Source organism: Kosakonia sp. MH5 (assembly GCF_009935945.1).
In the GTDB taxonomy this organism is placed as follows: domain Bacteria; phylum Pseudomonadota; class Gammaproteobacteria; order Enterobacterales; family Enterobacteriaceae; genus Kosakonia; species Kosakonia radicincitans.
Map to the genome: position 1 here is coordinate 531,202 of NZ_QODH01000002.1, position 26,455 is coordinate 557,656.

24 protein-coding genes are annotated in these 26,455 nt (G+C 52.6%); all 24 read left to right on the top strand.

Going from position 1 to position 26,455, the window contains the following annotated elements; all coding sequences use genetic code 11:
• Window positions 1–444 (top strand): low molecular weight protein-tyrosine-phosphatase Wzb, encoded by a 444-nt coding sequence (gene wzb / locus DK872_RS08815; RefSeq protein WP_007371253.1) that lies wholly within the window; start codon window positions 1–3, stop codon window positions 442–444.
• A gap of 2 nt (window positions 445–446) precedes the next feature.
• Window positions 447–2,615, top strand: coding sequence for a tyrosine-protein kinase Wzc (gene wzc / locus DK872_RS08820; RefSeq protein ID WP_007371254.1), 2,169 nt, complete (start codon window positions 447–449; stop codon window positions 2,613–2,615).
• A gap of 105 nt (window positions 2,616–2,720) precedes the next feature.
• A complete protein-coding gene (wcaA, locus tag DK872_RS08825; RefSeq protein WP_007371255.1) occupies window positions 2,721–3,566 on the top strand; it encodes a colanic acid biosynthesis glycosyltransferase WcaA in 846 nt (281 codons plus the stop codon).
• On the top strand, window positions 3,566–4,057 hold the full coding sequence (gene wcaB / locus DK872_RS08830) for a colanic acid biosynthesis acetyltransferase WcaB (protein WP_007371256.1): 492 nt from the start codon (window positions 3,566–3,568) through the stop codon (window positions 4,055–4,057). The genes wcaA and wcaB overlap by 1 nt, the downstream gene beginning before the upstream one ends.
• On the top strand, window positions 4,054–5,271 hold the full coding sequence (gene wcaC, locus DK872_RS08835) for a colanic acid biosynthesis glycosyltransferase WcaC (protein ID WP_007371257.1): 1,218 nt from the start codon (window positions 4,054–4,056) through the stop codon (window positions 5,269–5,271). Before wcaB ends, wcaC begins: the two co-directional genes overlap by 4 nt.
• On the top strand, window positions 5,246–6,466 hold the full coding sequence (gene wcaD, locus DK872_RS08840) for a colanic acid polymerase WcaD (protein ID WP_007371258.1): 1,221 nt from the start codon (window positions 5,246–5,248) through the stop codon (window positions 6,464–6,466). The genes wcaC and wcaD overlap by 26 nt, the downstream gene beginning before the upstream one ends.
• Before the next feature lie 13 nt (window positions 6,467–6,479).
• A complete protein-coding gene (wcaE, locus tag DK872_RS08845; RefSeq protein WP_007371259.1) occupies window positions 6,480–7,226 on the top strand; it encodes a colanic acid biosynthesis glycosyltransferase WcaE in 747 nt (248 codons plus the stop codon).
• 22 nt (window positions 7,227–7,248) lie between these two features.
• Complete coding sequence (gene wcaF, locus DK872_RS08850) at window positions 7,249–7,803, top strand: colanic acid biosynthesis acetyltransferase WcaF (RefSeq protein ID WP_007371260.1); 555 nt, start codon at window positions 7,249–7,251, stop codon at window positions 7,801–7,803.
• Window positions 7,804–7,828: 25 nt separating this feature from the next.
• Complete coding sequence (gmd, locus tag DK872_RS08855) at window positions 7,829–8,950, top strand: GDP-mannose 4,6-dehydratase (RefSeq protein WP_007371261.1); 1,122 nt, start codon at window positions 7,829–7,831, stop codon at window positions 8,948–8,950.
• Window positions 8,951–8,952: 2 nt separating this feature from the next.
• Window positions 8,953–9,918, top strand: a complete 966-nt coding sequence (locus tag DK872_RS08860; protein ID WP_007371262.1) for a GDP-L-fucose synthase — start codon at window positions 8,953–8,955, stop codon at window positions 9,916–9,918.
• 2 nt (window positions 9,919–9,920) lie between these two features.
• A complete protein-coding gene (locus DK872_RS08865) occupies window positions 9,921–10,394 on the top strand; it encodes a GDP-mannose mannosyl hydrolase (RefSeq protein WP_007371263.1) in 474 nt (157 codons plus the stop codon).
• A complete protein-coding gene (gene wcaI / locus DK872_RS08870; RefSeq protein ID WP_071921055.1) occupies window positions 10,391–11,698 on the top strand; it encodes a colanic acid biosynthesis fucosyltransferase WcaI in 1,308 nt (435 codons plus the stop codon). Before DK872_RS08865 ends, wcaI begins: the two co-directional genes overlap by 4 nt.
• Complete coding sequence (gene cpsB / locus DK872_RS08875; RefSeq protein WP_007371265.1) at window positions 11,695–13,131, top strand: mannose-1-phosphate guanyltransferase; 1,437 nt, start codon at window positions 11,695–11,697, stop codon at window positions 13,129–13,131. Before wcaI ends, cpsB begins: the two co-directional genes overlap by 4 nt.
• 109 nt (window positions 13,132–13,240) lie before the next feature.
• Window positions 13,241–14,611, top strand: a complete 1,371-nt coding sequence (gene cpsG, locus DK872_RS08880; protein ID WP_071921868.1) for a colanic acid biosynthesis phosphomannomutase CpsG — start codon at window positions 13,241–13,243, stop codon at window positions 14,609–14,611.
• 58 nt (window positions 14,612–14,669) lie between these two features.
• Entirely contained in the window at window positions 14,670–16,064 is a 1,395-nt protein-coding gene (wcaJ, locus tag DK872_RS08885; protein WP_007371267.1) for an undecaprenyl-phosphate glucose phosphotransferase, read from the top strand.
• Between the two features lie 10 nt (window positions 16,065–16,074).
• Window positions 16,075–17,553 carry a colanic acid undecaprenyl disphosphate flippase WzxC gene (gene wzxC, locus DK872_RS08890; protein WP_007371268.1) on the top strand — a complete coding sequence of 493 codons (1,479 nt, stop codon included), beginning with the start codon at window positions 16,075–16,077 and terminating at the stop codon, window positions 17,551–17,553.
• 32 nt (window positions 17,554–17,585) lie between these two features.
• Window positions 17,586–18,866, top strand: a complete 1,281-nt coding sequence (gene wcaK / locus DK872_RS08895; protein WP_007371269.1) for a colanic acid biosynthesis pyruvyl transferase WcaK — start codon at window positions 17,586–17,588, stop codon at window positions 18,864–18,866.
• Entirely contained in the window at window positions 18,863–20,083 is a 1,221-nt protein-coding gene (gene wcaL / locus DK872_RS08900; RefSeq protein WP_007371270.1) for a colanic acid biosynthesis glycosyltransferase WcaL, read from the top strand. Before wcaK ends, wcaL begins: the two co-directional genes overlap by 4 nt.
• An 11-nt stretch (window positions 20,084–20,094) precedes the next feature.
• Window positions 20,095–21,510 carry a colanic acid biosynthesis protein WcaM gene (wcaM, locus tag DK872_RS08905; protein ID WP_007371271.1) on the top strand — a complete coding sequence of 472 codons (1,416 nt, stop codon included), beginning with the start codon at window positions 20,095–20,097 and terminating at the stop codon, window positions 21,508–21,510.
• 186 nt (window positions 21,511–21,696) lie between these two features.
• Window positions 21,697–22,590 carry a GalU regulator GalF gene (galF, locus tag DK872_RS08910; protein WP_007371272.1) on the top strand — a complete coding sequence of 298 codons (894 nt, stop codon included), beginning with the start codon at window positions 21,697–21,699 and terminating at the stop codon, window positions 22,588–22,590.
• Between the two features lie 399 nt (window positions 22,591–22,989).
• Window positions 22,990–24,072, top strand: coding sequence for a dTDP-glucose 4,6-dehydratase (gene rfbB / locus DK872_RS08915; RefSeq protein ID WP_161518248.1), 1,083 nt, complete (start codon window positions 22,990–22,992; stop codon window positions 24,070–24,072).
• Between the two features lie 2 nt (window positions 24,073–24,074).
• Window positions 24,075–24,974, top strand: a complete 900-nt coding sequence (rfbD, locus tag DK872_RS08920; RefSeq protein ID WP_035888725.1) for a dTDP-4-dehydrorhamnose reductase — start codon at window positions 24,075–24,077, stop codon at window positions 24,972–24,974.
• Between the two features lie 48 nt (window positions 24,975–25,022).
• Entirely contained in the window at window positions 25,023–25,901 is an 879-nt protein-coding gene (gene rfbA / locus DK872_RS08925) for a glucose-1-phosphate thymidylyltransferase RfbA (protein ID WP_007371275.1), read from the top strand.
• A 2-nt stretch (window positions 25,902–25,903) separates the two neighbouring features.
• Entirely contained in the window at window positions 25,904–26,452 is a 549-nt protein-coding gene (rfbC, locus tag DK872_RS08930; protein ID WP_161518249.1) for a dTDP-4-dehydrorhamnose 3,5-epimerase, read from the top strand.
• The last annotated feature ends 3 nt before the right edge of the window (window positions 26,453–26,455 follow it).

Consider the following 26,455-nt stretch of genomic DNA (forward strand, 5'->3'; position numbering starts at 1 on the left):
ATGTTCAACAAAATTCTGGTGGTTTGTGTGGGGAACATTTGTCGTTCCCCAACAGCAGAACGACTGCTGAAAAAATACCAGCCCGGATTAACAGTGGCATCGGCAGGGCTGGGCGCGCTGGTCGGACGTGGCGCGGATGCTAACGCGGTGAGCGTAGCGGCAGACAATCAACTTTCTCTGGAGGGACATCGCGCGCGGCAGGTTTCCGGTGCCATGTGTCGTGAATATGACCTGATTCTGGTCATGGAAAAACGCCACATCGCCAGCCTGTGTGAGATTGCCCCGGAGATGCGCGGCAAGGTCATGTTATTTGGCCACTGGGATAACGAACGAGAAATTCCCGACCCGTATCGTAAAAGTCGTGAAGCTTTTGAAGCCGTTTACACCTTACTTGACCAGTCTGCCCGCCAGTGGGCGCAGGCATTGCAAGCTCAGCAGGGATAATAATGACAGAGAAAACACACCATTCGCATTCTGCTGCCCCGGTGGTGGGCAATGACGAAATCGATATTGGCCGTTTGCTCGGCACTATCATTGAAGCTCGCTGGTGGGTACTGGGCATCACCTCGGTGTTTGCACTGATCGCGGTTGTCTACTGCCTGTTTGCGACACCCATTTACAGCGCCGATTCACTGGTGCAAATCGAACAAAACACCGGCAGTTCACTGGTGCAGGATATCAGCAGCGCCCTGGCGAATAAGCCACCGGCGTCAGATGCGGAAATCCAGCTTATCCAGTCGCGTATGGTGCTGGGCAAAACCGTTGAGGATCTGGATCTCGACATCTCCGTAGTGAAAAACACCTTTCCGCTGTTCGGTACCGGCTGGGAGCGGCTGATGGGGAGGCAGAACGAGACGGTGAAAGTCACCACCTTTACGTTGCCTGCCGGGATGAATCAGCAAACCTTTACGCTGAAAGTGCTGAGCCCAAAACAGTATCAGTTAACCAGCGATGGCGGTTTTGAGGCGCGTGGCGAAGTTGGCAAGTTGTTGAGCAAGCAGGGCGTGACCATGATGGTGAGCGATATTCTTGCCTCGAATGACTCCGAGTTTACCGTCACTAAATTCTCCACGCTGGGGATGATTAACAACCTGCAAAATAACCTGACGGTAGTGGAAAACGGTAAAGATACCGGTGTGCTCAGCCTGACGTATACCGGTGAAGATCGCGATCAGATCCGCGCTATTTTGAACAGCATTACCCGTAATTACCTTGAGCAAAATATCGAGCGTAAATCCGAGGAAGCAGCGAAGAGCCTGGTATTCCTCGATAAACAGCTGCCGGAAGTGCGCCACAATCTGGATATCGCAGAAGATAAGCTCAACACCTATCGCCAGACCAAAGACTCTGTCGATCTGCCGCTGGAAGCCAAATCGGTGCTCGATTCGATGGTCAACATCGACTCGCAGTTGAACGAACTGACTTTCCGTGAAGCGGAAATCTCCAAGTTGTATACCAAAGTTCACCCGGCATACCGCACGCTGCTGGAAAAACGTAAAGCGCTGGAAGATGAAAAAGCGAAGCTGAACAACCGCATTACCGCGATGCCGCAAACGCAACAGGAAATTGTTCGCCTGACGCGTGATGTGGAATCCGGCCAGCAGGTCTATATGCAACTGCTGAATAAACAGCAGGAACTGCGTATTACCCAGGCCAGTACCGTGGGCGATGTGCGTATTGTTGACCCGGCGATCACTCAGCCTGGCGTGCTGAAGCCGAAGAAAGCGTTGATCATTCTCGGCAGCATTATTCTTGGCCTGATTGTCTCTGTGGTTGGCGTTCTGCTGCGCTCGTTGTTCAATCGCGGTGTGGAAAGCCCGCAGATCCTTGAAGAGCACGGCATCAGCGTGTATGCCAGCATCCCGCTTTCCGAATGGCAGAAAGCGCGTGATAGCGTCAAAACCGTTAAGGGCGTGAAGCGCTACAAGCAGAGCCAGTTGCTGGCGGTGGGTAACCCGACGGATCTGGCGATTGAAGCCGTGCGCAGTCTGCGTACCAGCCTGCACTTCGCCATGATGCAGTCCACTAATAATGTGTTGATGATGACCGGGGTCAGCCCCTCCATCGGTAAAACCTTTGTCTGCGCCAACCTCGCAGCGGTGATCAGCCAGACGAACAAACGTGTGCTGCTCATCGACTGTGACATGCGCAAAGGCTACACCCACGAACTGCTGGGCACCGACAACATTAACGGTTTGTCCGATGTGCTGGCCGGAAAAGGTTCGGTTGAGAATTGCGCCAAACCAACCTCCATCAGCAATTTCGATCTGGTTCCGCGCGGACAGGTGCCGCCGAATCCGTCCGAACTGTTGATGAGCGAACGTTTTACGCAACTGGTGAAATGGGCCAGCAGTCACTATGACCTGGTGCTGATCGACACCCCGCCAATTCTGGCGGTTACGGATGCGGCGATTGTCGGTCGTCATGCCGGCACTACGCTGATGGTGGCTCGCTACGCCGTGAATACGCTGAAAGAGATCCAGACCAGCCTGAGCCGCTTCGAACAGAACGGTATTGAGGTTAAAGGCGTGATCCTGAACTCGATTTTCCGCCGCGCGACGGGCTATCAGGATTACGGCTACTACGAATACGAATACAAGTCCGATTCGAAATAACCAGTCCCTCACTTCAATCTTTAGCACGAACTGCTCTCCCTCCGCCCGGGGGGAGAGCAGACGTGGGGGCGAACGTGGCATGTTGAACGCATTAGGGATCGCATCATGAGCACAACAGCAAACCCATTAATTTCTATCTATATGCCAACCTGGAACCGGCAACAGCTGGCGATCCGCGCCATTAAATCGGTGCTGCGCCAGGATTACCCGCACTGGGAAATGATCGTTGTGGACGACTGTTCCGACGCGTATGAACAACTGCAACAGTTTGTTGAGGAACTGGGTGATTCACGCGTGAGTTATACGCGCAATCCTTATAACTCGGGTGCCTGCGCGGTACGAAACCAGGCGATTCTACAGGCGCAGGGGCAGTACATTACCGGGATTGATGACGACGATGAATGGACGCCGAACCGACTGTCAGTTTTTCTGGCGCACAAACATCTGCTCAACACCCGCGCGTTTCTCTATGCCAATGATTATCTCTGCCAGGGCGAGGTTTATGCGCAGCCCACCAGTCTGCCGCTGTATCCGAAATCGCCGTTCTCGCGCAAGCTGTTCTGGAAGCGCAACATCGTCGGCAACCAGGTCTTTACCTGGGCCTGGCGCTTCAAAGAGAGCTTGTTCGATACGCAACTGAAAGCGGCTCAGGATTACGATATTTTCCTGCGCATGGTGGATGAGTATGGCGAACCGTGGAAGATTGAAGAAGCCACGCAGATCCTGCACGTTAATCACGGCGAAATGCAAATCACCTCGTCGCCGAAGAAATTCTCTGGCTACTTCCACTTTTATCGGAAGCATAAAAACAAGTTCGATCGCGCCAGTAAAAAATATCAGTTATTTACGCTGTATCAGATCCGCAATAAGCGCATGACCTGGCGCACGCTGCTGACGTTATTCTCGCTGCGTAACGGTAAACGACTGGCTGACGGGCTGCGGGGGAAATAATGCGACTGGAAGATTTTCGCGCAAATCACTGGAGCTTGCGCCCTTGCTGCATGGTTGCGGCTTACCGTATTGCCCACTTTTGCTCCGTGTGGCGCAAAAAACACGTTATCAATAACCTGTGGGCTGCGCCCGCGATCCTGCTCTATCGCTTTGTCACCGAGTGTCTGTTTGGCTACGAAATCCAGGCTGCTGCGACCATCGGGCGCCGTTTTACTATCCATCACGGTTATGCGGTGGTGATCAATAAAAATGTGGTCGCGGGTGATGATTTCACGATTCGCCACGCCGTTACCATTGGTAATCGCGGTGCCGATAATCTGGCCTGCCCGGTGATTGGCAACAATGTCGAGCTGGGTGCGAATGTGGTGATCATTGGCGACATTACGATTGGCAACAATGTCACTATCGGCGCGGGAAGCGTCGTACTCGACAGCATCCCCGATAACGCGCTGGTGGTGGGTGAGAAAGCGCGCGTGAAGGTGATCAAATGAATATTTTACAGTTCAATGTCCGCCTTGCCGAAGGCGGCGCTGCGGGCGTGGCGCTGGATTTACACCAGCGCGCGCTGCAAAAGGGTATGCAGTCACGTTTTATTTATGGCTACGGCAAAGGCGGGAAAAAAAGTGTCAGTCACGATAACTATCCGCAGGTTTACAAGCAGACGCCGCGTCTGACTTCCGTTGCTAATCTCGCGCTGTTCCGCCTGTTTAACCGCGACGTTTTTGGCAATTTGAATAACCTTTATCGCACCGTCACCCGCACGCAAGGGCCGGTGGTGCTGCACTTTCATGTAATGCACAGCTACTGGCTGAACCTTGATGATTTGGTGGCGTTCTGCCAGAAAGTGAAAGCGCACAAACCTGATGTCACGCTGGTCTGGACGCTGCACGATCACTGGAGCGTAACCGGGCGCTGCGCCTTTACCGATGGCTGCGAAGGCTGGAAAGAGAATTGCCGCAAATGCCCGACACTGAGCAACTATCCGCCGGTGAAGGTGGATCGTGCGCATCAACTGGTCAACCGCAAGCGCCAGTTGTTTAACAATATGCTGGCGCTGGGCTGCCAGTTTATCTCCCCCAGCCAGCATGTGGCGGACGCTTTTAACAGCCTCTATGGCGCAGGGCGCTGCAATATTATTAATAACGGTATTGATGTTGCGACCGAGGCGATTCTGGCTGAACTTGCGCCGGTAAAAGCCACCGAAGGAAAACCGAAAATCGCCGTGGTTGCCCATGACCTGCGCTACGACGGTAAAACCAATCAGCAACTGGTGCGCGACATCATGGCGCTGGGTGACCGTGTGGAGTTGCACACCTTTGGCAAGTTTTCTCCGTTTGAGGGGCAAAACGTTGTCAACCACGGCTTTCTTACAGATAAGCGCCAATTGATGAGCGAACTCAATCAGATGGATGCACTGGTCTTCTCTTCCAGGGTGGATAACTACCCGCTGATCCTCTGCGAAGCGCTCTCCATTGGCGTGCCGGTGATCGCCACGCACAGCGATGCGGCGCGGGAAGTGTTGCAGAAATCCGGCGGTAAAACTTTTGCCGAACAGGAGGTGCTGCCGCTGGTGCAGTGCCGTAAAGCAGAAATTGCCCAGGCGGTGTTTGGCGAAAGCCTCGACGCATTTCGCGCGCGCAGCCGCCAGGCCTACAGTGGACAACAGATGCTGGAGGAATATGTCTCGTTCTATCAGAGTCTGTAGTTACCTGCTGCTGCCGGTGATTTACCTGCTGGTTAACGTGAAAATCATGCAGCTCGGTGAAAGTTTCCCGATCACGATCGTGACGTTTTTGCCGCTACTGTTGCTGCTCTATCTCGACAAAATCAATCTGAAAAAGTTGATGATTGCACTGGGGGCCGGAGCCGGGTTAACGCTGTTTAACTTTATTTTTGGTAAATCGCTGGATGCCAGCAAATATGTCACTTCAACCATGCTGTTTGTTTACATTGTGATCATTGTTGGCATGGTGTGGAGCATCCGCTTTAAAACCATATCACCGCATAATTACCGCAAGATTTTGCGATTCTTCTATGTGGTTGTGGCAATGGTGGTGATGCTTGCGGCGATGGAGATGGCTCAGATTATTCTCACCGGTGGGAGTAGTTTGATGGAGGGTATTTCTAAATACCTCATCTACAGCAACAGTTACGTGCTGAATTTTATCAAGTTCGGCGGTAAGCGTACTACCGCGTTATATTTCGAACCGGCATTCTTCGCTCTGGCATTAATCTCAATTTGGCTCAGTATCAAACAGTTTGGTATCAAAACGCCGAAGACCGATGCTATGATTTTGGCAGGGATAGTACTTTCGGGATCGTTCTCTGGGGTAATGACTTTTATCCTGTTTTATTTGCTGGAGTGGGCATTCCAGTATCTGAACAAAGAGGCGATTCGTAAAAAGTTACCACTGGCAATTATTTCTCTTGCAGTGTTTATTGTCGGTGTGGTTTTCGCTTTCCCCTATATTGCAGAACGACTCGGCGATTTAGGTACGGAAGGTTCTTCTTCTTATTATCGTATTATCGGTCCGCTGGTGATGGTGGGATATTCACTGACCAATATTGATGGGGTAGTAAGATTTGGCTCACTTTATGAATATGTCGCATCATTCGGAATCTTTAACGGTGCAGATGTCGGGAAAACAATAGACAATGGGTTGTATCTGCTGATCATTTATTTCTCGTGGTTCGCAGTGTTGTTGACAGGCTGGTATTTGTTCAAAGTCGGGAAAATGATGGTAAATGCCTTTGGCAATAATCAGAATTTTCGCGTACAGCTTTACCTGTTTACGCCTATATCGTTGTTTTTTACGGGGTCAATTTTTAGCCCGGAATATGCGTTTTTAATTGTTTGTCCGTTTATTCTGCGTAAAGCGCTGAATATCGTGAATTCATGAAAAGGTGGGTCATATGCTGCTAAGTGTTATTACTGTCGCGTTTCGCAATTATGAAGGTGTGATGAAGACCTGGCAGTCTCTGGCTCACCTGGCGAAAGCGCAGAATATCGAATTCGAATGGATTGTCGTTGACGGCGGCTCGCAGGATGGTACTGCGGAATTTCTGAAAAATCTCAACGGACAATACAATTTACGTTTTATCAGCGAGCGTGACAAAGGCATCTATGATGCCATGAATAAAGGCATTGACATGGCGACGGGACGCTATGCATTGTTTTTGAATTCCGGCGATATTTTCCATGAGGAAATTGTGGATGTTGTTCGCCAGTTAGATGAAGAAAACGAGAACGCCATGTATATTGGCGATGCGCTGCTGGATTTTGGCGACGGCAACAAATTACGCCGTAGCGCCAAACATGGCTGGTATATTTACCACAGCTTACCGGCCAGCCATCAGGCTATATTTTTCCCGGTAAATGGTCTGAAAACATACCCCTACGATCTGCAATTTAAAGTCTCTTCCGATTACGCATTAGCGGCCAGAATGTTTAAAGCCGGTTTTCCTTTCAAACGTTTGAAAGGGCTGGTATCTGAATTTTCAATGGGCGGCGTATCTACCTCTAATAACGTTGAATTGTGCCAGGATGCCCGCAAAGTTCAGCGTACGATATTACGAGTCCCGGGTTTTTGGGCGCAATTGTCATATATATTGCGCCTGCGGACGACTGGCAAAGCAAAGGCCTTATATAACAAAGCATAACGCTCAAATATAGGGAAAAAAGATGCAGGATTTACAAGGATTCTCCGTGCCGAAAGGCTTTCGGGGCGGCAATGCTATTAAGGTTCAACTGTGGTGGGCGGTACAGGCGACATTATTTGCCTGGTCTCCACAGGTGCTGTATCGCTGGCGTGCATTCCTCTTGCGTTTATTTGGCGCAAAAGTTGGTAAGGGCGTGGTTATTCGCCCATCGGTAAAGATTACCTACCCGTGGAAATTAACATTAGGCGATTACAGTTGGGTTGGTGATGACGCGGTGTTGTACACCCTTGGCGATATCACCATCGGCGCAAATTCCGTGGTTTCACAGAAATGTTATTTGTGCACCGGCAGTCACGATTATCAGAGCGCGCATTTCGATATTAACGCGACGCCAATCGTGATTGGTGAGAAGTGCTGGCTGGCGACGGATGTCTTTGTCGCGCCAGGCGTCTCCATCGGCGACGGGACGGTAGTCGGTGCGCGCAGCAGTGTTTTTAAATCGCTTCCGGCAAATGCAATTTGCCGTGGCAATCCCGCAGTGGTGACGCGCGAACGCGTTGAAAAGGTAACTCCCTAACAGGGACTATTGAGGAAAATAAATTATGTCTAAAGTCGCTCTCATCACCGGCGTAACCGGGCAAGATGGCTCTTATCTGGCAGAACTGCTTCTGGAAAAAGGCTATGAAGTTCATGGTATTAAACGCCGTGCTTCCTCATTCAATACCGAGCGTGTGGATCACATCTATCAGGATCCGCACACCTGCAATCCGAAGTTCCATCTGCACTACGGCGACCTGACGGATACGTCCAACCTGACCCGTATCCTGCAGGAAGTTCAACCGGATGAAGTCTACAACCTGGGCGCAATGAGCCATGTGGCCGTTTCGTTTGAATCCCCGGAATACACCGCCGACGTGGATGCGATGGGTACGCTGCGTCTGCTGGAAGCGATTCGCTTCCTCGGCCTTGAGAAGAAAACCCGTTTCTACCAGGCATCAACCTCTGAACTGTATGGTCTGGTGCAGGAAATTCCGCAGAAAGAGACCACGCCGTTCTACCCGCGTTCTCCGTATGCAGTTGCCAAACTTTACGCCTACTGGATCACCGTGAACTACCGTGAATCTTATGGCATGTATGCCTGCAACGGCATTCTGTTCAACCACGAATCTCCGCGTCGCGGCGAAACTTTCGTAACCCGTAAAATTACCCGTGCGATCGCCAACATTGCTCAGGGTCTGGAATCCTGCCTGTACCTCGGCAACATGGATTCCCTGCGTGACTGGGGCCATGCGAAAGACTACGTGAGAATGCAGTGGATGATGCTGCAACAGGAAAAACCGGAAGACTTCGTTATCGCCACCGGCGTGCAGTACTCCGTGCGTCAGTTCGTGGAAATGGCCGCGGCACAACTGGGTATCAAACTGCGCTTTGAAGGCACCGGCGTAGAAGAGAAGGGTATTGTGGTTTCCGTGACCGGTCATGATGCTCCGGGCGTGAAACCGGGTGATGTAATCGTCGCCGTTGACCCGCGCTACTTCCGTCCTGCGGAAGTGGAAACCCTGCTGGGCGATCCGACCAAAGCACACGAAAAACTGGGCTGGAAACCGGAAACCACGCTGCAGGAGATGGTCTCCGAGATGGTGGCGAAAGATCTGGAAGCAGCGAAAAAACACTCACTGCTTAAAGCCCACGGTTACGAGGTTGCCATCGCGCTGGAGTCTTAAGCATGACCAAACAACGTATTTTCGTGGCTGGCCATCGCGGGATGGTGGGATCAGCCATTGTTCGCCAGCTCGAACAACGTGCGGATGTTGAACTGGTACTGCGCTCCCGTGAAGAGCTGAACCTGCTGGATTCCGCTGCTGTCGATGCTTTTTTCGCCAGCAACCGTATCGACCAGGTTTACCTGGCAGCGGCAAAAGTGGGCGGTATTGTGGCGAACAATACCTACCCGGCGGACTTCATCTACGAAAACATGATGATTGAGAGCAACATCATTCACTCAGCGCATAAGCATGACGTGAACAAGCTGTTGTTCCTCGGTTCGTCCTGTATCTACCCGAAACTGGCGCACCAACCGATCGCGGAAAGTGAGCTGTTGCAGGGGACGCTGGAGCCGACCAACGAGCCGTACGCGATTGCCAAGATCGCCGGTATCAAACTGTGCGAGTCCTACAATCGCCAGTATGACCGCGACTACCGCTCGGTAATGCCGACGAACCTGTATGGTCCGCACGATAACTTCCACCCGAGCAATTCGCACGTGATCCCGGCGCTGCTGCGCCGCTTCCACGAGGCGACGCAGGAGAACACGCCGGACGTGGTGGTGTGGGGAAGCGGCACGCCGATGCGTGAATTCCTGCACGTGGACGATATGGCGGCAGCCAGCATCCATGTTCAGGAGCTGGCGCGCGAAGTGTGGCAAGAGAACACCGAACCGATGCTGTCGCATATCAACGTTGGTACTGGTGTGGATTGCACGATTCGCGAACTGGCGCAGACAGTTGCCAGCGTTGTCGGCTACAAAGGCCGCGTGGTGTTTGACGCCACCAAGCCGGACGGTACGCCGCGTAAATTGCTGGATGTGACGCGTCTGCATCAGCTTGGCTGGTATCACGAGATCTCACTGGAAGCAGGGCTTGCAAGCACCTACCAGTGGTTCCTTGAAAACCAGCACCGGTTCCGGGGGTAGGCATGTTTTTAAGTCAGGAAGATTTTGCCACGGTGGTGCGCTCCACCCCGCTGATTTCCATCGATTTGATCGTGGAAAACTCACGCGGCGAGTTTTTGCTCGGCAAGCGCACTAACCGTCCGGCCCAGGGATACTGGTTTGTGCCGGGCGGACGCGTGCAAAAGGACGAACCGCTGGCGGCCGCTTTCGAGCGGCTGACCCTGGCGGAACTGGGGCTGCGCCTGCCGATGTCTGCAGGCGAGTTTTACGGCGTCTGGCAGCACTTCTATGACGATAATTTCTCCGGTAGCGATTTTTCCACCCACTACATTGTGCTGGGTTTCCGCCTGCGCGTGGACGAGCAAACGCTCGCACTGCCGCCGGATCAGCACAATGACTATCGCTGGGGGACGCCGGAGTCGCTGATTGCCGACCCGCTGGTGCATGACAACAGCCGCGCCTATTTCCTCGACGCACAGGGAGTACCGGGCTTATGAAGATCCTGGTCTATGGCATCAACTATTCGCCGGAGCTTACCGGGATCGGTAAGTACACCGGCGAAATGGTGGAATGGATGGCCCGTCAGGGCCATGAAGTGCGCGTGATCACAGCGCCGCCTTACTATCCGGAATGGAAAGTCGGCGAGCACTACAGCGCCTGGCGCTGGCGTAAAGAGCAGGGTGCCGCCACGGTGTGGCGCTGCCCGCTGTATGTGCCAAAACAGCCATCGACCCTGAAGCGTTTACTGCATCTGGGCAGCTTTGCCCTCAGCAGCTTTTTCCCGCTGATGGCGCAGCGTAGCTGGAAACCGGACCGCATTATCGGCGTGGTGCCAACGTTGTTTTGCACGCCGGGGATGCGCCTGCTGGCCAAACTGAGCGGCGCAAAAACCGTGCTGCATATTCAGGATTATGAAGTGGACGCCATGCTCGGTCTGGGAATGGCGGGTAAAGGTAAAAGCGGCCGCGTGGCGAAGCTGGCGACCGCGTTTGAACGCAGCAATCTGCATAACGTCGATAACGTCTCCACCATCTCTCGCTCAATGATGAACAAAGCGCGCGAGAAAGGGGTGGAGGCCGACAAAATCATCTTCTTCCCGAACTGGTCGGAAGTGGCGCGGTTTCGCGATGTCAGCGATGCCGATGTCACGGAACTGCGCCGCAATCTCGGTCTGCCGGATGACAAAAAAATCGTTCTTTACTCCGGCAACATCGGCGAGAAGCAGGGGCTGGAAAACGTCATTGAAGCCGCTGCGCAGTTACACACCCATCCATGGCTGTTTGTCATTGTCGGTCAGGGCGGGGGGAAGGCGCGGCTGGAAAAACAGGTTAGTGAACGCAGCCTGAACAACGTCATCTTCTTCCCGTTGCAGCCGTACGATGCGCTGCCGGCGCTGCTGAAAATGGGCGATTGCCATCTGGTTATTCAGAAACGTGGTGCGGCCGATGCGGTATTGCCGTCCAAGCTGACCAACATTCTGGCGGTGGGCGGTAATGCGGTAATCACTGCTGAAGAGAGCACTGAGCTCGGGCAACTCTGTCTGGCAGAGCCAGGCATTGCGGTCTGCGTGGAGCCGGAATCGGTCGAGGCGCTGACCTGGGGCATTGAGCGCGCGCTGGCGCTGCCCAAAAACAACACGGTGGCACGTGAATATGCCGAACGCACGCTCGAAAAAGAGAGCGTATTAAACCAGTTTATTGCTGATATCAGCCCGGAAAGTTCCGTGAAGCCCGTACGCGCCCGCGAAAGCGCGCAGCACGAAGGCCGCCTGAATTTTGACGGGAATGGGGATAAATCATGAGTCAAACACAACTCTATCCGGTAGTGATGGCCGGAGGCTCCGGAAGCCGTCTGTGGCCGTTGTCCCGCGTGCTTTACCCTAAACAGTTTCTCTGCCTGAAGGGCGATCTCACCATGTTGCAGACCACCGTCTGTCGCCTGAATGGTGTCGAGTGTGAAAGCCCGGTGGTGATTTGTAATGAACAACATCGCTTTATTGTCGCCGAGCAACTGCGTCAACTGCACAAGCTGACCGAGAACATCATTCTCGAACCGGCTGGCCGTAATACCGCTCCGGCGATTGCGCTGGCGGCGCTGGCGATAAAACGCCACAACCCGGACAGCGATCCGCTGATGCTGGTGCTGGCGGCCGACCATGTCATTCAGAACGAAGAGGCGTTTCGCGCCTCGGTTCGCGACGCTATTCCTTATGCGCAGAGTGGCAAACTGGTGACCTTCGGCATCGTGCCGGATCTGCCGGAAACGGGCTATGGCTATATCCGCCGCGGCGGTGTCAGTGCCGGGCAGGCCGATTCCGTTGCCTTTGAGGTGGCGCAGTTCGTTGAAAAACCGAACCTGGAAACGGCACAGGGTTACGTTGCCAGCGGCGAATATTACTGGAACAGCGGTATGTTCCTGTTCCGTGCCGGTCGTTTCCTTGAAGAGCTGAATAAATATCGTCCGGACATTTTGCGCGCCTGCGAACAGGCGATGCAGGCCGCTGATCCGGATATGGATTTTGTCCGCGTTGATGAAGAGGCGTTCCTCGCCTGCCCGGAAGAGTCGATTGACTATGCGGTAATGGAACGCACGGCGGATGCGGTGGTCGTGCCGATGGATGCAGGCTGGAGCGATGTCGGTTCCTGGTCTTCGCTGTGGGAAATCAGCCAGCACACACCGGAGGGAAACGTCCATCACGGCGACGTCATCAGCCATAACACCCAAAACAGCTACGTGTATGCGGAGTCCGGGCTGGTCACGACCGTCGGCGTGAAAGATCTGGTGGTGGTTCAGACCAAAGATGCGGTGCTGATTGCCGATCGAAATCAGGTACAGGATGTGAAAAAAGTGGTGGAGAAAATCAAAGCCGACGGGCGTCACGAGCATCATATCCACCGTGAAGTTTACCGCCCATGGGGCAAATATGACTCCATCGATACCGGCGATCGCTATCAAGTGAAACGCATTACCGTGAAGCCGGGCGAGGGGCTCTCCGTACAGATGCATCATCACCGTGCGGAGCACTGGGTAGTGGTGGCGGGAACGGCGAAAGTGACCATCAATGATGAAGTGAAATTACTCGGTGAGAATGAATCGATCTATATCCCGCTTGGCGCGCATCACTGTCTGGAAAACCCGGGGAAAATTCCGCTCGATCTGATTGAAGTTCGTTCGGGTTCGTACCTGGAAGAAGACGACATCGTGCGCTTTGCGGATCGCTACGGGCGAGTTTAAAAGCCAGTGCCGGACGCGGTGTTGCCCGTCCGGCAGAAAAAACAAACGAATCAATAACAAATGGCCATTTTACGGTCAAGGCTGACTGTTGCCTTAAGAAGAGGTAATGATGGAAAAATTAACCTGTTTTAAAGCTTACGATATCCGTGGAAAGCTGGGCGAAGAACTGAATGAAGATATCGCATGGCGTATCGGCCGCGCCTACGGTGAATACCTGAAGCCGCAAACGATTGTGCTGGGCGGCGATGTGCGTCAGACCAGCGAATCGTTGAAACTGGCGCTGGCGAAAGGGCTGCAGGATGCGGGCGTCAACGTGCAGGATATCGGTCTTTCCGGTACCGAAGAGATCTATTTTGCCACGTTCCATCTCGGCGTGGATGGCGGCATCGAAGTGACTGCCAGCCACAACCCGATGGACTATAACGGTATGAAGCTGGTGCGCAAAGGCGCACGTCCGATCAGCGGCGATACCGGGCTGCGCGATGTGCAGCGTCTGGCGGAAGCCAACGACTTTCCGCCGGTGGATGCGGAAAAACGCGGCAGCTATGAGCAGATTAACCTGCGCGATGCCTATATCGATCATCTGCTGGGCTATATCAATCCGGCTAACCTTAAGCCATTGAAACTGGTGATCAACTCCGGTAACGGCGCGGCAGGTCCGGTAGTGGATGCCATTGAAGCCCGCTTCAAAGCGCTGAACGTGCCGGTGACCTTTATCAAAGTGCATAACGAACCGGACGGCACTTTCCCGCACGGTATTCCTAACCCGCTACTGCCGGAGTGTCGCGCGGATACCCGCAATGCGGTGCTGGAACATCACGCCGACATGGGGATCGCCTTTGACGGCGATTTCGACCGCTGCTTCTTGTTCGATGGTGAAGGGCGCTTTATTGAGGGTTACTACATCGTTGGTTTGCTGGCGGAAGCGTTCCTCGAAAAACACCCTGGCGCCAAAATCATCCACGACCCGCGTCTCTCCTGGAACACGGTGGATGTGGTGACGCGCGCAGGCGGCACGCCGGTAATGTCAAAGACCGGGCACGCATTTATTAAAGAACGTATGCGTAACGAAGATGCCATCTATGGCGGCGAGATGAGCGCGCACCACTACTTCCGCGATTTCGCCTATTGCGACAGCGGCATGATCCCATGGCTGCTGGTCACTGAGCTGCTGTGCCTGAAAGGTAAAACCCTCGCCGAGCTGGTCAGCGATCGAATGCTGGCGTTCCCGGCGAGTGGTGAAATCAACAGCAAGCTTGCCGATCCGGTCACGGCTATCCAGCGTGTTGAGCAGCATTTTACGCCCGGCGCGCTGGAGATCGATCGCACCGACGGCATCAGCATCGCCTTCCCTGAGTGGCGCTTTAACCTCCGTTCATCCAATACCGAGCCGGTAGTGCGACTGAACGTTGAGTCGCGTCGCGATGTGTCACTGATGGAGGCACGAACGCAGGAAATTCTGGCGCTGTTGAATCAGTAAATCTCGGCGTTGCTCTCCCCCGGACGTGGGGAGAGTCAACATACAGGCAGGTAAAACGATGACTCATCTAAAAAAGCGCGACCGGGCCAAAACGAATGCATCGTTAATCTCAATCGTGCAGCGATTCTCTGACATCACCATTATGTTCGGTGGGCTGTGGCTGGTGTGCAAATTGAATGCGTTGCCCTTTTTCTACATGCATCTGCTGATGGCTCTGCTCTCCCTGGTTGTCTTCCAGATGATTGGCGGAATGACCGATTTTTATCGCTCCTGGCGAGGGGTAAAAATTACGACTGAACTGACCCTACTGTTGCAGAACTGGACGCTCAGCCTGATTTTCAGCGCGGGGCTGCTCTCGTTCAACAACGATTTCGATAACACTTTCATGATTTATCTCCCCTGGTATTTGTTAACCAGTATGGGGCTGATGCTGAGCCGCGCGGTAATCCGCTTTGGCGCAGGCTGGCTGCGGAACCTGGGCTATAACACGCGCCGCGTTGCGGTGGCGGGGGATATGCCGATGGGCCAGGCGTTGCTGGAAGGTTTTCGCAATGAACCCTGGTTGGGATTCGATGTGGTGGGGGTGTACCACGATCCGCAACCGGGCGGCATCACCACCGGCTGGGCGGGTAATCTCGACCAGCTGGTTGACGATGCGAAAGCGGGGAAAATTCACAACGTCTATATCGCGATGTCGATGAATGATGCGGCCAGCATCAAAAAGCTGGTGCGTCAGTTGGCAGACACCACCTGTTCAGTGATCCTGATCCCGGATGTCTTCACCTTCAATATTCTGCATTCGCGGATTGAAGAGATGAATGGCGTGCCGGTAGTTCCGCTGTACGAAACACCGCTTTCCGGCGTGAACCGCATTCTGAAACGCCTTGAAGACATTGTACTCTCGTCAATGATTTTACTGCTGATCTCTCCGGTTCTGCTGGCGATTGCGGTGGCGGTAAAACTCAGCTCTCCCGGCCCGATTATCTTCCGTCAGACCCGTTATGGCATGGACGGTAAGCCAATCAAAGTCTGGAAATTCCGTTCCATGAGGGTGATGGAAAACGACAAAGTGGTGACCCAGGCAACGCAGAACGATCCGCGTGTAACCAAAGTGGGGAGCTTCCTGCGCCGTACCTCGCTCGACGAACTGCCGCAGTTCATTAATGTGCTGCTCGGCGGCATGTCTATCGTTGGCCCACGCCCGCATGCGGTGGCGCACAACGAGCAGTACCGTTCGCTGATTGAGGGTTACATGCTGCGTCATAAAGTGAAACCAGGCATTACCGGCTGGGCGCAGATTAACGGCTGGCGCGGCGAAACCGACACGCTGGAAAAAATGGAAAAACGCGTTGAGTTCGACCTGGAGTACATCCGCGAGTGGAGTCTGTGGTTCGATATCAAAATCGTTTTTCTGACCATCTTTAAAGGCTTTATTAATAAAGCGGCGTATTAAAGGAAAGGTCATGAGCCTGAGAGAAAAAACCATCAGCGGTGCAAAGTGGTCAGCGATGGCCACTTTAACCATCATCGGCCTGGGGCTGGTGCAGATGACGGTGCTGGCGCGCATTATCGATAATCACCAGTTCGGTCTGTTGACCGTCTCACTGGTGATTATCGCGCTGGCGGATACGCTGTCAGATTTTGGTATTGCTAACTCCATTATTCAGCGCAAAGAGATAAGCCATCTGGAACTCACCACCCTGTACTGGCTGAACGTTGGGCTGGGGATTGTGGTTTGTCTGCTGGTTTTCTCGCTGAGCAACGTCATTGCCAGTGTCTTGCACAACCCGGATCTGGCGCCGCTGATCAAAACCCTGTCGTTCGCCTTTGTGGTGATCCCGCACGGTCAGCAGTTCCGCGCGCTGATGCAGAAAGAGCTGGAGTTCAATAAGATTGGCGCGATTGAAACCGTGTCGGTACTGGCGGGCTTCTGCTTTACGGTGATCAGCGCCTTTTACTGGCCGCTGGCGATGACAGCCATCCTCGGTTATCTGGTCAACAGCGCCGTTCGTACGCTGCTGTTCGGCTATTTTGGCCGCAAGATCTATCGCCCTGGCTTGCATTTCTCCCTTGCGTCGGTCAGTTCAAATCTGCGCTTTGGCGCATGGCTGACGGCTGACAGCATCATTAACTATGTCAACACCAACCTCTCCACGTTAGTGCTGGCGCGTATCCTCGGCGCCAGCGTCGCCGGGGGATACAACCTGGCGTACAACGTGGCGGTGGTGCCGCCGATGAAGCTCAACCCGATTATTACCCGCGTACTGTTCCCGGCGTTCGCCAAAATTCAGGACGACACGGAGAAGCTGCGTGTTAACTTCTACAAGCTGCTGTCGGTGGTGGGGATCATCAACTTCCCCATCCTGCTGGGGCTGATGGTGGTGTCGAACAATTTTGTGCCGCTGGTCTTTGGCGACAAGTGGAACAGCATTATCCCGATCCTGCAATTGCTCTGTATTGTTGGCCTGCTGCGCGCGGTCGGTAACCCTATCGGTTCGCTGCTGATGGCGAAAGCGCGGGTGGATATCAGTTTTAAATTCAATGTTTTCAAAACGTTTCTCTTTATTCCCGCCATTATTATCGGCGGCCATCTGGCCGGTGCGCTGGGCGTAACGCTGGGTTTCCTGCTGGTGCAAATCATCAACACCGTGTTGAGCTACTTCGTGATGATCAAACCGGTGCTCGGTTCCAGCTATCGTCAGTACATCCTCAGCCTGTGGCTGCCGTTCTACTTATCGCTGCCGACGCTGGTCGTGAGCTATGGCCTTGGGCTGGCGCTGAACGGGCATATGCCGCTGGCCGCCATGCTGGCAGTACAGGTCGCGGCAGGCGTACTGGCTTTCGCGGTGATGCTGATTGTCTCGCGCAACGCGCTGGTGGTGGAGATGAAGCGCCAGTTTTGCCGCAACGAGAAACTTAAAACGCTGCTTCGCGCAGGATAAGAAACGTTATTGAACCCCTTCATGAGGTCGTTATGAAATTATTGATCCTTGGCAATCATACCTGCGGAAACCGTGGTGACAGCGCAATTTTACGCGGATTGCTGGATGCGATTGCCCTGATTAATCCTGATGCAGACGTTGACGTGATGAGTCGCTATCCGGTGAGTTCATCATGGTTATTAAACCGTCCGGTGATGGGCGATCCGCTCTACAGCCAGATGAAAGAGCACAATAACGCCGCCGGTCTGATGGGGCGGGTGAAGAAAGTGCTACGCCGTCGCTATCAGCACCAGGTTCTGCTTTCACGCGTGACGGACACCGGCAAGCTGCGCAATATCGCCATCGCCCAGGGCTTTACCGATTTTGTCCGCAGGCTTAACGATTATGACGCGATTATTCAGGTCGGCGGTTCGTTCTTTGTCGATCTCTATGGCGTGCCGCAATTTGAACATGCGCTCTGCACCTTCATGGCGAAAAAGCCGCTTTATATGATTGGTCACAGCGTTGGCCCGTTCCAGAATGAAGCTTTCAACCAACTGGCGAATTATGTTTTCGGTCACTGTGATGCGCTGATCTTACGTGAAACCGTCAGCCTGAATCTGATGAAGCAGAGCAATATCACTACAGCGAAAGTGGAGCAGGGCGTGGATACCGCCTGGCTGGTGGATCACCATCAGCACGATTTTGTTGCCAGCTATGCGGTGCAGCACTGGCTGAACCTGGCAGCAAAACAGAAAACCGTCGCCATTACCCTGCGCGAACTGGCACCGTTCGACAAGCGATTGAATACCACGCAGCAGGCCTACGAACAGGCATTTGCCGGAGTGGTCAACCGCATTATCGATGCGGGCTACCAGGTGATTGCGCTTTCCACCTGTACCGGTATCGACAGCTACAACAAAGATGACCGCATGGTGGCGCTCAACCTGGGCCAGTACGTTAACGATCCGTCGCAATACCATGTGGTGATGGATGAACTCAACGATCTGGAGATGGGAAAATTGCTGGCCGCCTGCGATTTGACTGTCGGCACGCGTCTGCACTCGGCGATCATCTCAATGAACTTTGGTACCCCGGCGATTGCCATCAACTACGAACACAAATCGGCGGGCATCATGCAGCAACTGGGCATGCCGGAAATGGCGGTCGATATTCGTCACTTGCTGGACGGTTCGCTGGCGGCGATGGTCGCCGATTCGCTGGGTCAGTTACCTGCAATTAACCAGCGTCTGGCAACAGCGGTTGCGGCTGAACGCGAACAGGGCATGAAGATGGTGAAATCGGTGCTTGATCGCGTACAGGAGGTGAAATGAAAGTCAGCTTCTTTTTGCTGAAGTTTCCATTATCTTCCGAAACCTTTGTCCTCAACCAGATTGTTGCGTTTATCAATATGGGGTTTGAGGTGGAAATCATCGCTCTGCAAAAGGGCGATATGAACAATACCCATGCGGCGTACACTGAATACCGACTGGCGGAGAAAACCCGCTGGTTGCTGTCGGAACCGGAAGGACGTATGGCGAAGCTGGGTTACCGTGCGCAGGCAATGGCGCGCGGGATGTGGAAATCAGCAACCTGGAAAGCGCTGAATATCAGCCGCTATGGTAACGAGGCGCGTAACCTGATCCTGCCGGCGATTTGCGCCCTCGCGCCACGTACCTTCAAGGCGGATATTTTTATTGCTCACTTTGGCCCGGCAGGCGTTACGGCGGCAAAACTGCGTGAACTTGGGGTGCTGAAGGGCAAAATTGCCACGGTTTTCCATGGCATCGATATTTCCCATCGCGATGTGCTGAACCACTACACGCCGGAGTATCAGCAACTGTTCCAGCGCGGGGATTTGATGCTGCCGATCAGCGAACTGTGGGCGGGAAGACTGAAAAAGATGGGATGCCCGGAGAAAAAAATCGCGGTTTCGCGTATGGGCGTCGATATGGCGCGCTTTAGCCTGCGCCCGGTTAGAACGCCGGGCACTCCGCTGCAAATTATCTCAGTGGCGCGTCTTACCGAGAAAAAAGGGCTGCATGTGGCGATTGAAGCCTGCCGCCTGCTGAAGGAACGCGGCGTCGATTTCAAATATCGCATTCTGGGTATCGGTCCGTGGGAACGCCGTTTGCGTACGTTGATCGAACAGTTCCAACTGGAAGATGTGATCGAGATGCCGGGCTTCAAACCGAGCCATGAAGTCAAGGCCATGCTCGATGAAGCGGATGTTTTCCTGTTACCTTCGGTGACGGGCGCGGATGGCGATATGGAAGGGATACCCGTTGCCCTGATGGAAGCGATGGCCGTGGGCATTCCGGTGGTTTCGACGGTGCACAGCGGCATTCCGGAGCTGATTGAAGCCGGGAAATCTGGCTGGCTGGTGCCGGAAAACGATGCTCAGGCGCTGGCGCAGCGGCTTGCCGCGTTTGGCTCGATGCAGGGCCAGGATTTAGCGCCGGTGGTGACGCGTGCGCGGGAAAAAGTCGAAGCCGACTTTAATCAAAAGATCATCAATCAGCAGCTTGCCAGCCTGTTGCAGGCGCTTTGAATCGAGGTTTTATGACCGCAAAAAAAGCATCAACACCGCTCTCACGCCGCACTTTTCTCGCTGCCAGCTCTGCACTGGCAGCGCTTCCGTTACTGCATTCGCCAGCCGCGCGTGCGCTGGGGGGCAAGGGTTCCGTCAATATCAGTGATTATGATCACAACGACTGGCCCGCTGCGTTAAATAAAGCCTTTAACGAGGGGCAAACGGTAGAAATTCCCGCCGGCCTGGTGTGTGAAAATATCAATACCGGGATCTTTATCCCGCCGGGTAAAACGCTTTTGATACGCGGTACGCTAAAGAGCAGTGGGCGCGGACGATTTGTGTTGCAGGATGGTAGCCGCGTTATTGGCGAGAAAGGCGGAAGCTTGTATAACATTACGCTGGATGTGCGCGGTTCCAACTGTGTCATCCAGGGCGTCAGCATGAGTGGCTACGGCCCGATCATGCAGATTTATATTGGTGGCAAAAATACCGGCACGATGCGTAACTTACTGATAGATAACATCACTGTCAGCAAGGCTAACTACGGTATCCTGCGCCAGGGTTACCATAATCAACTGGATGGCGCGCGCATCACGAATAGCCGTTTCAGCGATTTGCAGGGCGATGCCATCGAATGGAACGTGGCAATTAACGATCGCAATATCCTGATTTCCGACCATGTCATCAAAAATATCGATTGCACCAACGGCCAGATTAACTGGGGAATCGGTATCGGGCTGGCGGGCAGTACCTACGACAATAATTACCCGGAAGATCAGGCGGTTAAAAATTTCGTCGTGGCCAATATTACCGGCAGTAATTGCCGCCAACTGGTACACGTCGAGAACGGCAAACATTTCATTATCCGCAACGTTAAAGCCGAAAATATCACTCCCGATTTCAGCAAAAAGGCGGGCCTGGATAATGCCACGATCGCTATTTACGGCTGCGATAATTTTGTTATTGATAATGTCAGTATGGTCAATAGTGCCGGAATGTTGATTGGTTATGGCGTGATCAAGGGGAATTATTTATCCATTCCGCAGAACTTTAAACTGAACGATATTCAGCAGGATAACAGCGGTAGCAAATATAAACTGCGTGGTATCCAGATATCGTCCGGTAATGCTACGTCGTTTGTGGCGATCACTAATCTAAAAATGCAGCATGCGACACTCGAGTTGCATAACAAGCCGCAACATCTTTTCTTACGCAATATCAATGTAATGCAAGATGCAGCTAATGGCCCGGCGTTGAAACTCAATTTTGACATGCGCAAAGATGTGCGCGGACGCTTTATGGCCAGGCAGGACACGCTGTTGTCGCTGGCGAATATTCACGCAGTTAACGAAAACGGGCAAAGCTCGGTGGATATCGACAGGGTCGATCAGCATGTGGTGAACGTTGATAATTTGAACTTCCGACTACCGGCGAAGCGGTTATAACCCGTTATTACGGGCTTTTGCGATAAATCCTGGTGATTTAACCGGGGGGTTAGGATTACATCGTTGGCCTGATCTGGACAGTCATAACACAACATAAGACTTTTTACCGATCCTCATCGCTAACTTGCTGGCGAAACCAGGTTAAAGGTTTATACTTCGTCCAATTATTATAGGTGGATAGAAATAATGGTTAATTTGAAAGCAGTTATTCCGGTAGCAGGGCTGGGAATGCATATGCTTCCTGCCACGAAGGCCATTCCAAAAGAGATGCTGCCGATTGTCGACAAGCCGATGATTCAGTATATCGTCGATGAAGTTGTTGCTGCAGGGATCAAAGAAATCGTTCTGGTTACTCACTCGTCTAAAAACGCAGTGGAGAACCACTTCGACACCTCATATGAGCTGGAAGCGCTGCTGGAGCAGCGTGTTAAGCGCCAGCTGCTGGCGGAAGTACAGTCTATTTGCCCGCCGGGCGTAACGATCATGAACGTGCGTCAGGCGCAGCCGCTGGGTCTGGGTCACTCTATCCTCTGTGCGCATCCGATTATTGGCGACAACCCGTTCGTGGTGGTCCTGCCGGATATCGTTCTGGACAACGCCACTGCGGATCCGCTGCGCTACAACCTTGCCGCCATGGTGGCGCGTTTCACGGAAACGGGTCGCAGCCAGGTACTGGCAAAACGCATGAAAGGCGATCTCTCTGAATACTCCGTGATTCAGACTAAAGAGCCGCTGGATACTGAAGGCAAGATTAGCCGTATCGTTCAGTTCATCGAAAAACCGGATCAGCCGCAAACGCTGGATTCTGACCTGATGGCCGTAGGGCGCTATGTGCTTTCTGCGGATATCTGGCCTGAGCTGGAGAAAACCGAACCGGGCGCCTGGGGCCGTATCCAGTTGACCGATGCGATTGCCAAACTGGCGGAAAAACAGTCTGTTGATGCAATGCTGATGACCGGCGAGAGCTACGACTGCGGTAAGAAAATGGGCTATATGCAGGCTTTTGTGCAGTATGGCTTACGCAACCTGAAAGAAGGTCAGAAGTTCCGCGATAGTATTAAGAAATTACTTACACAATAAGCAATTAAAACGTTGCAGTTGCAACGCTAGTTTATAAGGCAGTAAAGAGTCGCTATGAGGTGTTTCATTCTCAGGTTATTCTTACTGCCTTTATTTATTTTACTATTAAATCAATAAGTAAAAGCGTGTTTTTGCGGGATTATTGTACGACCAGAACTAAGATTTTCCCTTGTTTCAGTGCCTGTTTCGGTAGAGAATAGCCGCTTAGCATTTTGTGCCTGATGGCAAAACAGAAATTACGTTAACGAAACATGTTAACGACAGAAATAGAAGATAGTTTCAATCAGTTAACAGGTAGCTGAAGAGCCTGGGGCGGTAGCGTGCCTGAAATTATTTGGCTTCTCTCTTTCGCCCGTTCATATAGTTCAAAATATTGCATAGCAAGTACGGATAATTCTCGTGAAAATATTGGTTACCGGTGGCGCAGGCTTTATTGGCTCTGCAGTGGTTCGTCATATCATTAATAACACGCAAGATTCTGTGGTTAATGTCGATAAATTGACCTATGCAGGAAATCTTCAATCACTTACAGACGTCTCGGATAGCGAGCGTTATTTTTTTGAGCATGCGGATATTTGCAATGCAGCAGAAATGGCGCGTATCCTGGATGAGCACAAGCCGGATGCAGTAATGCACCTGGCTGCGGAAAGCCATGTTGACCGTTCTATCACCGGGCCTGCGGCCTTCATTGAAACCAATATTGTAGGCACCTACGTATTGCTGGAAGCTGTTCGTGCGTATTGGTCCTCGCTGGCAGATGCGGCAAAAGAAGCATTCCGTTTTCATCATATCTCGACAGATGAAGTTTACGGTGATTTGCCACATCCTGATGAGCAGCCGCAAGGTCAGCCGTTACCGCTGTTTACTGAAAAAACGGCCTATGCGCCGAGCAGCCCTTACTCCGCGTCAAAAGCCTCCAGCGATCATCTGGTTCGCGCCTGGTTACGTACCTATGGTATGCCTACCATTGTCACCAACTGTTCCAATAACTACGGTCCTTACCACTTCCCGGAAAAATTGATCCCGCTGGTTATTCTCAATGCGCTTGAAGGCAAACCGTTGCCAATCTATGGCAAAGGCGATCAAATCCGCGACTGGTTGTACGTTGAAGATCACGCCCGTGCCCTCTATACCGTGGTTACTCAGGGTGTTGGCGGTGAAACTTACAACATTGGCGGCCATAACGAAAAACAGAACCTCGATGTTGTCTATACAATCTGTGATTTGCTTGATGAGATCGTGCCGAAAACCGGTTCTTACCGCGATCAAATCACCTATGTTACCGATCGTCCTGGCCACGACAGGCGGTACGCCATCGACGCTGAGAAAATCAGTCGCGAACTGGGCTGGAAACCGCAGGAAACCTTTGAGTCGGGCATCCGTAAGACAGTGCAGTGGTACCTCGATAATCAGAATTGGGTTGAGAACGTTAAAAGCGGCGCGTACAAAAGCTGGATCGAACAGAACTACGAGAAGCGTTAATCATGAATATTTTGTTATTCGGTAAAACGGGGCAGGTAGGTTGGGAGCTGCAACGTGCGCTGGCGCCCCTTGGCAAGGTGGTTGCTGTTGACGTTCACTCTGCTGAGTATTGTGGTGATTTCAGTAAACCGAACGAGGTGGCTGAAACCGTTCGCCGTATTCGCCCTGATGTGGTGGTGAATGCCGCTGCGCACACTGCCGTGGATAAAGCTGAATCAGAGCGTGAGTTTGCGCAACTGCTGAATGCAACCAGTGTCGAGGCCATTGCGCGTGAAGTTGGCGCGATTGGCGGCTGGCTGGTGCACTATTCGACGGATTATGTTTTTCCTGGCACCGGTGACAAACCCTGGTGTGAAACGGATGCTCCCGCGCCGCTGAATGTCTATGGTGAGACTAAGCTGGCAGGGGAAAAGGCCGTCCAGCAACATTGCCCTCATCATCTTATTTTCCGTACCAGTTGGGTCTACGCCAGCAAAGGAAATAACTTTGCCAAAACAATGCTTAAACTGGCGAAAGACCGCGAAGAGCTCTCCATTATCGATGATCAGTATGGTGCACCAACCGGTGCTGAATTACTGGCCGACTGTACGGCGCATGCGATTCGTACTGCAATGAGTAAACCGGAGGTCGCCGGGCTTTACCATCTGGTTGCTGCGGGAACCACAACCTGGTACGCCTTTGCGCAAATGGTGTTTGATGAGGCGAGGAAAGCGGGTTTAACGCTGGCGCTTAATAAAGTTAACCCGATTGCTACTGAAGCTTATCCGACTCCAGCGAAGCGCCCTGGTAATTCGCGCCTCAACACAGAAAAATTCCAGCGTGAATTCGGTCTTGTTCTGCCTCCATGGGAGAACGGCGTAAAACGTATGCTTGCTGAGCTCTTTGCTGCAACGTCAAATTAACTTCTTGAAAATGCCTCTGGGCAGGTATTTTTTGCGCGGGAATACGAAATGAAAACACGTAAAGGAATCATACTGGCGGGCGGTTCGGGAACCCGCTTGTATCCGGTAACAATGGCAGTGAGCAAACAACTGTTGCCGATTTACGATAAGCCAATGATTTATTATCCCCTGTCCACACTGATGCTGGCCGGGATTCGCGATATTCTGATCATCAGCACGCCGCAGGATCTCCCCCGTTTTGAACAGTTGCTTGGTGATGGAAGCCAGTGGGGATTAACCCTGCATTATAAAGTTCAGCCAAGCCCGGACGGGTTGGCGCAGGCATTTATCCTCGGTGAAGAATTTATTGGTAACGATCCTTGCGCCCTGGTGCTGGGCGACAATATTTTCTATGGCCATGATTTGCCGAAACTGATGGATACAGCGGTCAACCAGGAAAGCGGTGCGACTGTTTTTGCCTATCATGTTACCGATCCTGAACGCTACGGTGTCGTCGAGTTTGATAGCGAAGGTACTGCTGTCAGCCTGGAAGAGAAGCCGCTGGAACCGAAAAGTAATTATGCGGTGACCGGTCTCTATTTTTACGATAACGATGTGGTTGCGCTGGCGAAAAGTCTGAAGCCTTCGGCTCGCGGTGAATTAGAGATTACCGATATCAATCGCCTTTACATGGAGCAGGGACGTTTGTCCGTGGCGATGATGGGGCGTGGTTATGCGTGGCTGGATACCGGTACCCACCAGAGTTTGATTGAAGCCAGTAATTTTATTCAGACCATTGAAGCACGGCAGGGGCTTAAAGTTTCTTGTCCTGAAGAGATTGCTTACCGCAAGAATTTCATTGATGCAGAGCAGGTTAAAAAATTGGCTGAGCCGCTGAAAAAAAATGCTTACGGTCAATATCTGTTAAGAATGGTTAAAGGTCACTAAAAATGAAAATCGTTGAGACTGCGATCCCTGATGTATTAATTTTTGAGCCAAAGGTTTTTGGCGATGATCGCGGCTTTTTCTTTGAAAGCTTCAGCCAGCGTCAGTTTGAAGAGGCGGTTGGGCGTAAAGTACAATTCGTGCAGGACAATCACTCCAAATCCAAAAAAGGGGTTTTACGTGGTCTGCATTATCAGTTAGATCCCCATGCTCAGGGAAAACTGGTGCGTGCTGTAGCAGGGGAAGTTTTTGATGTTGCGGTAGATGTTCGCAAAAGCTCACCGACATTTGGGCAGTGGGTCGGCGTACATTTATCCGCGGAAAATAAGCGTCAGTTGTGGATCCCTGAAGGTTTTGCACATGGATTTGTCGTGTTAAGCGATAGCGCTGAATTTGTTTATAAAGCCACCAATTATTACTGCCCGCAGTCGGAAAGTAGTATCATCTGGAACGATCCGGAATTGAATATCGCGTGGCCGCTAGCCATAGAGCCTGAGCTCTCCGGCAAAGATGCGGTGGCGCCTTCATTTACCTCAGCGAAATTTTTCGAGTAACTG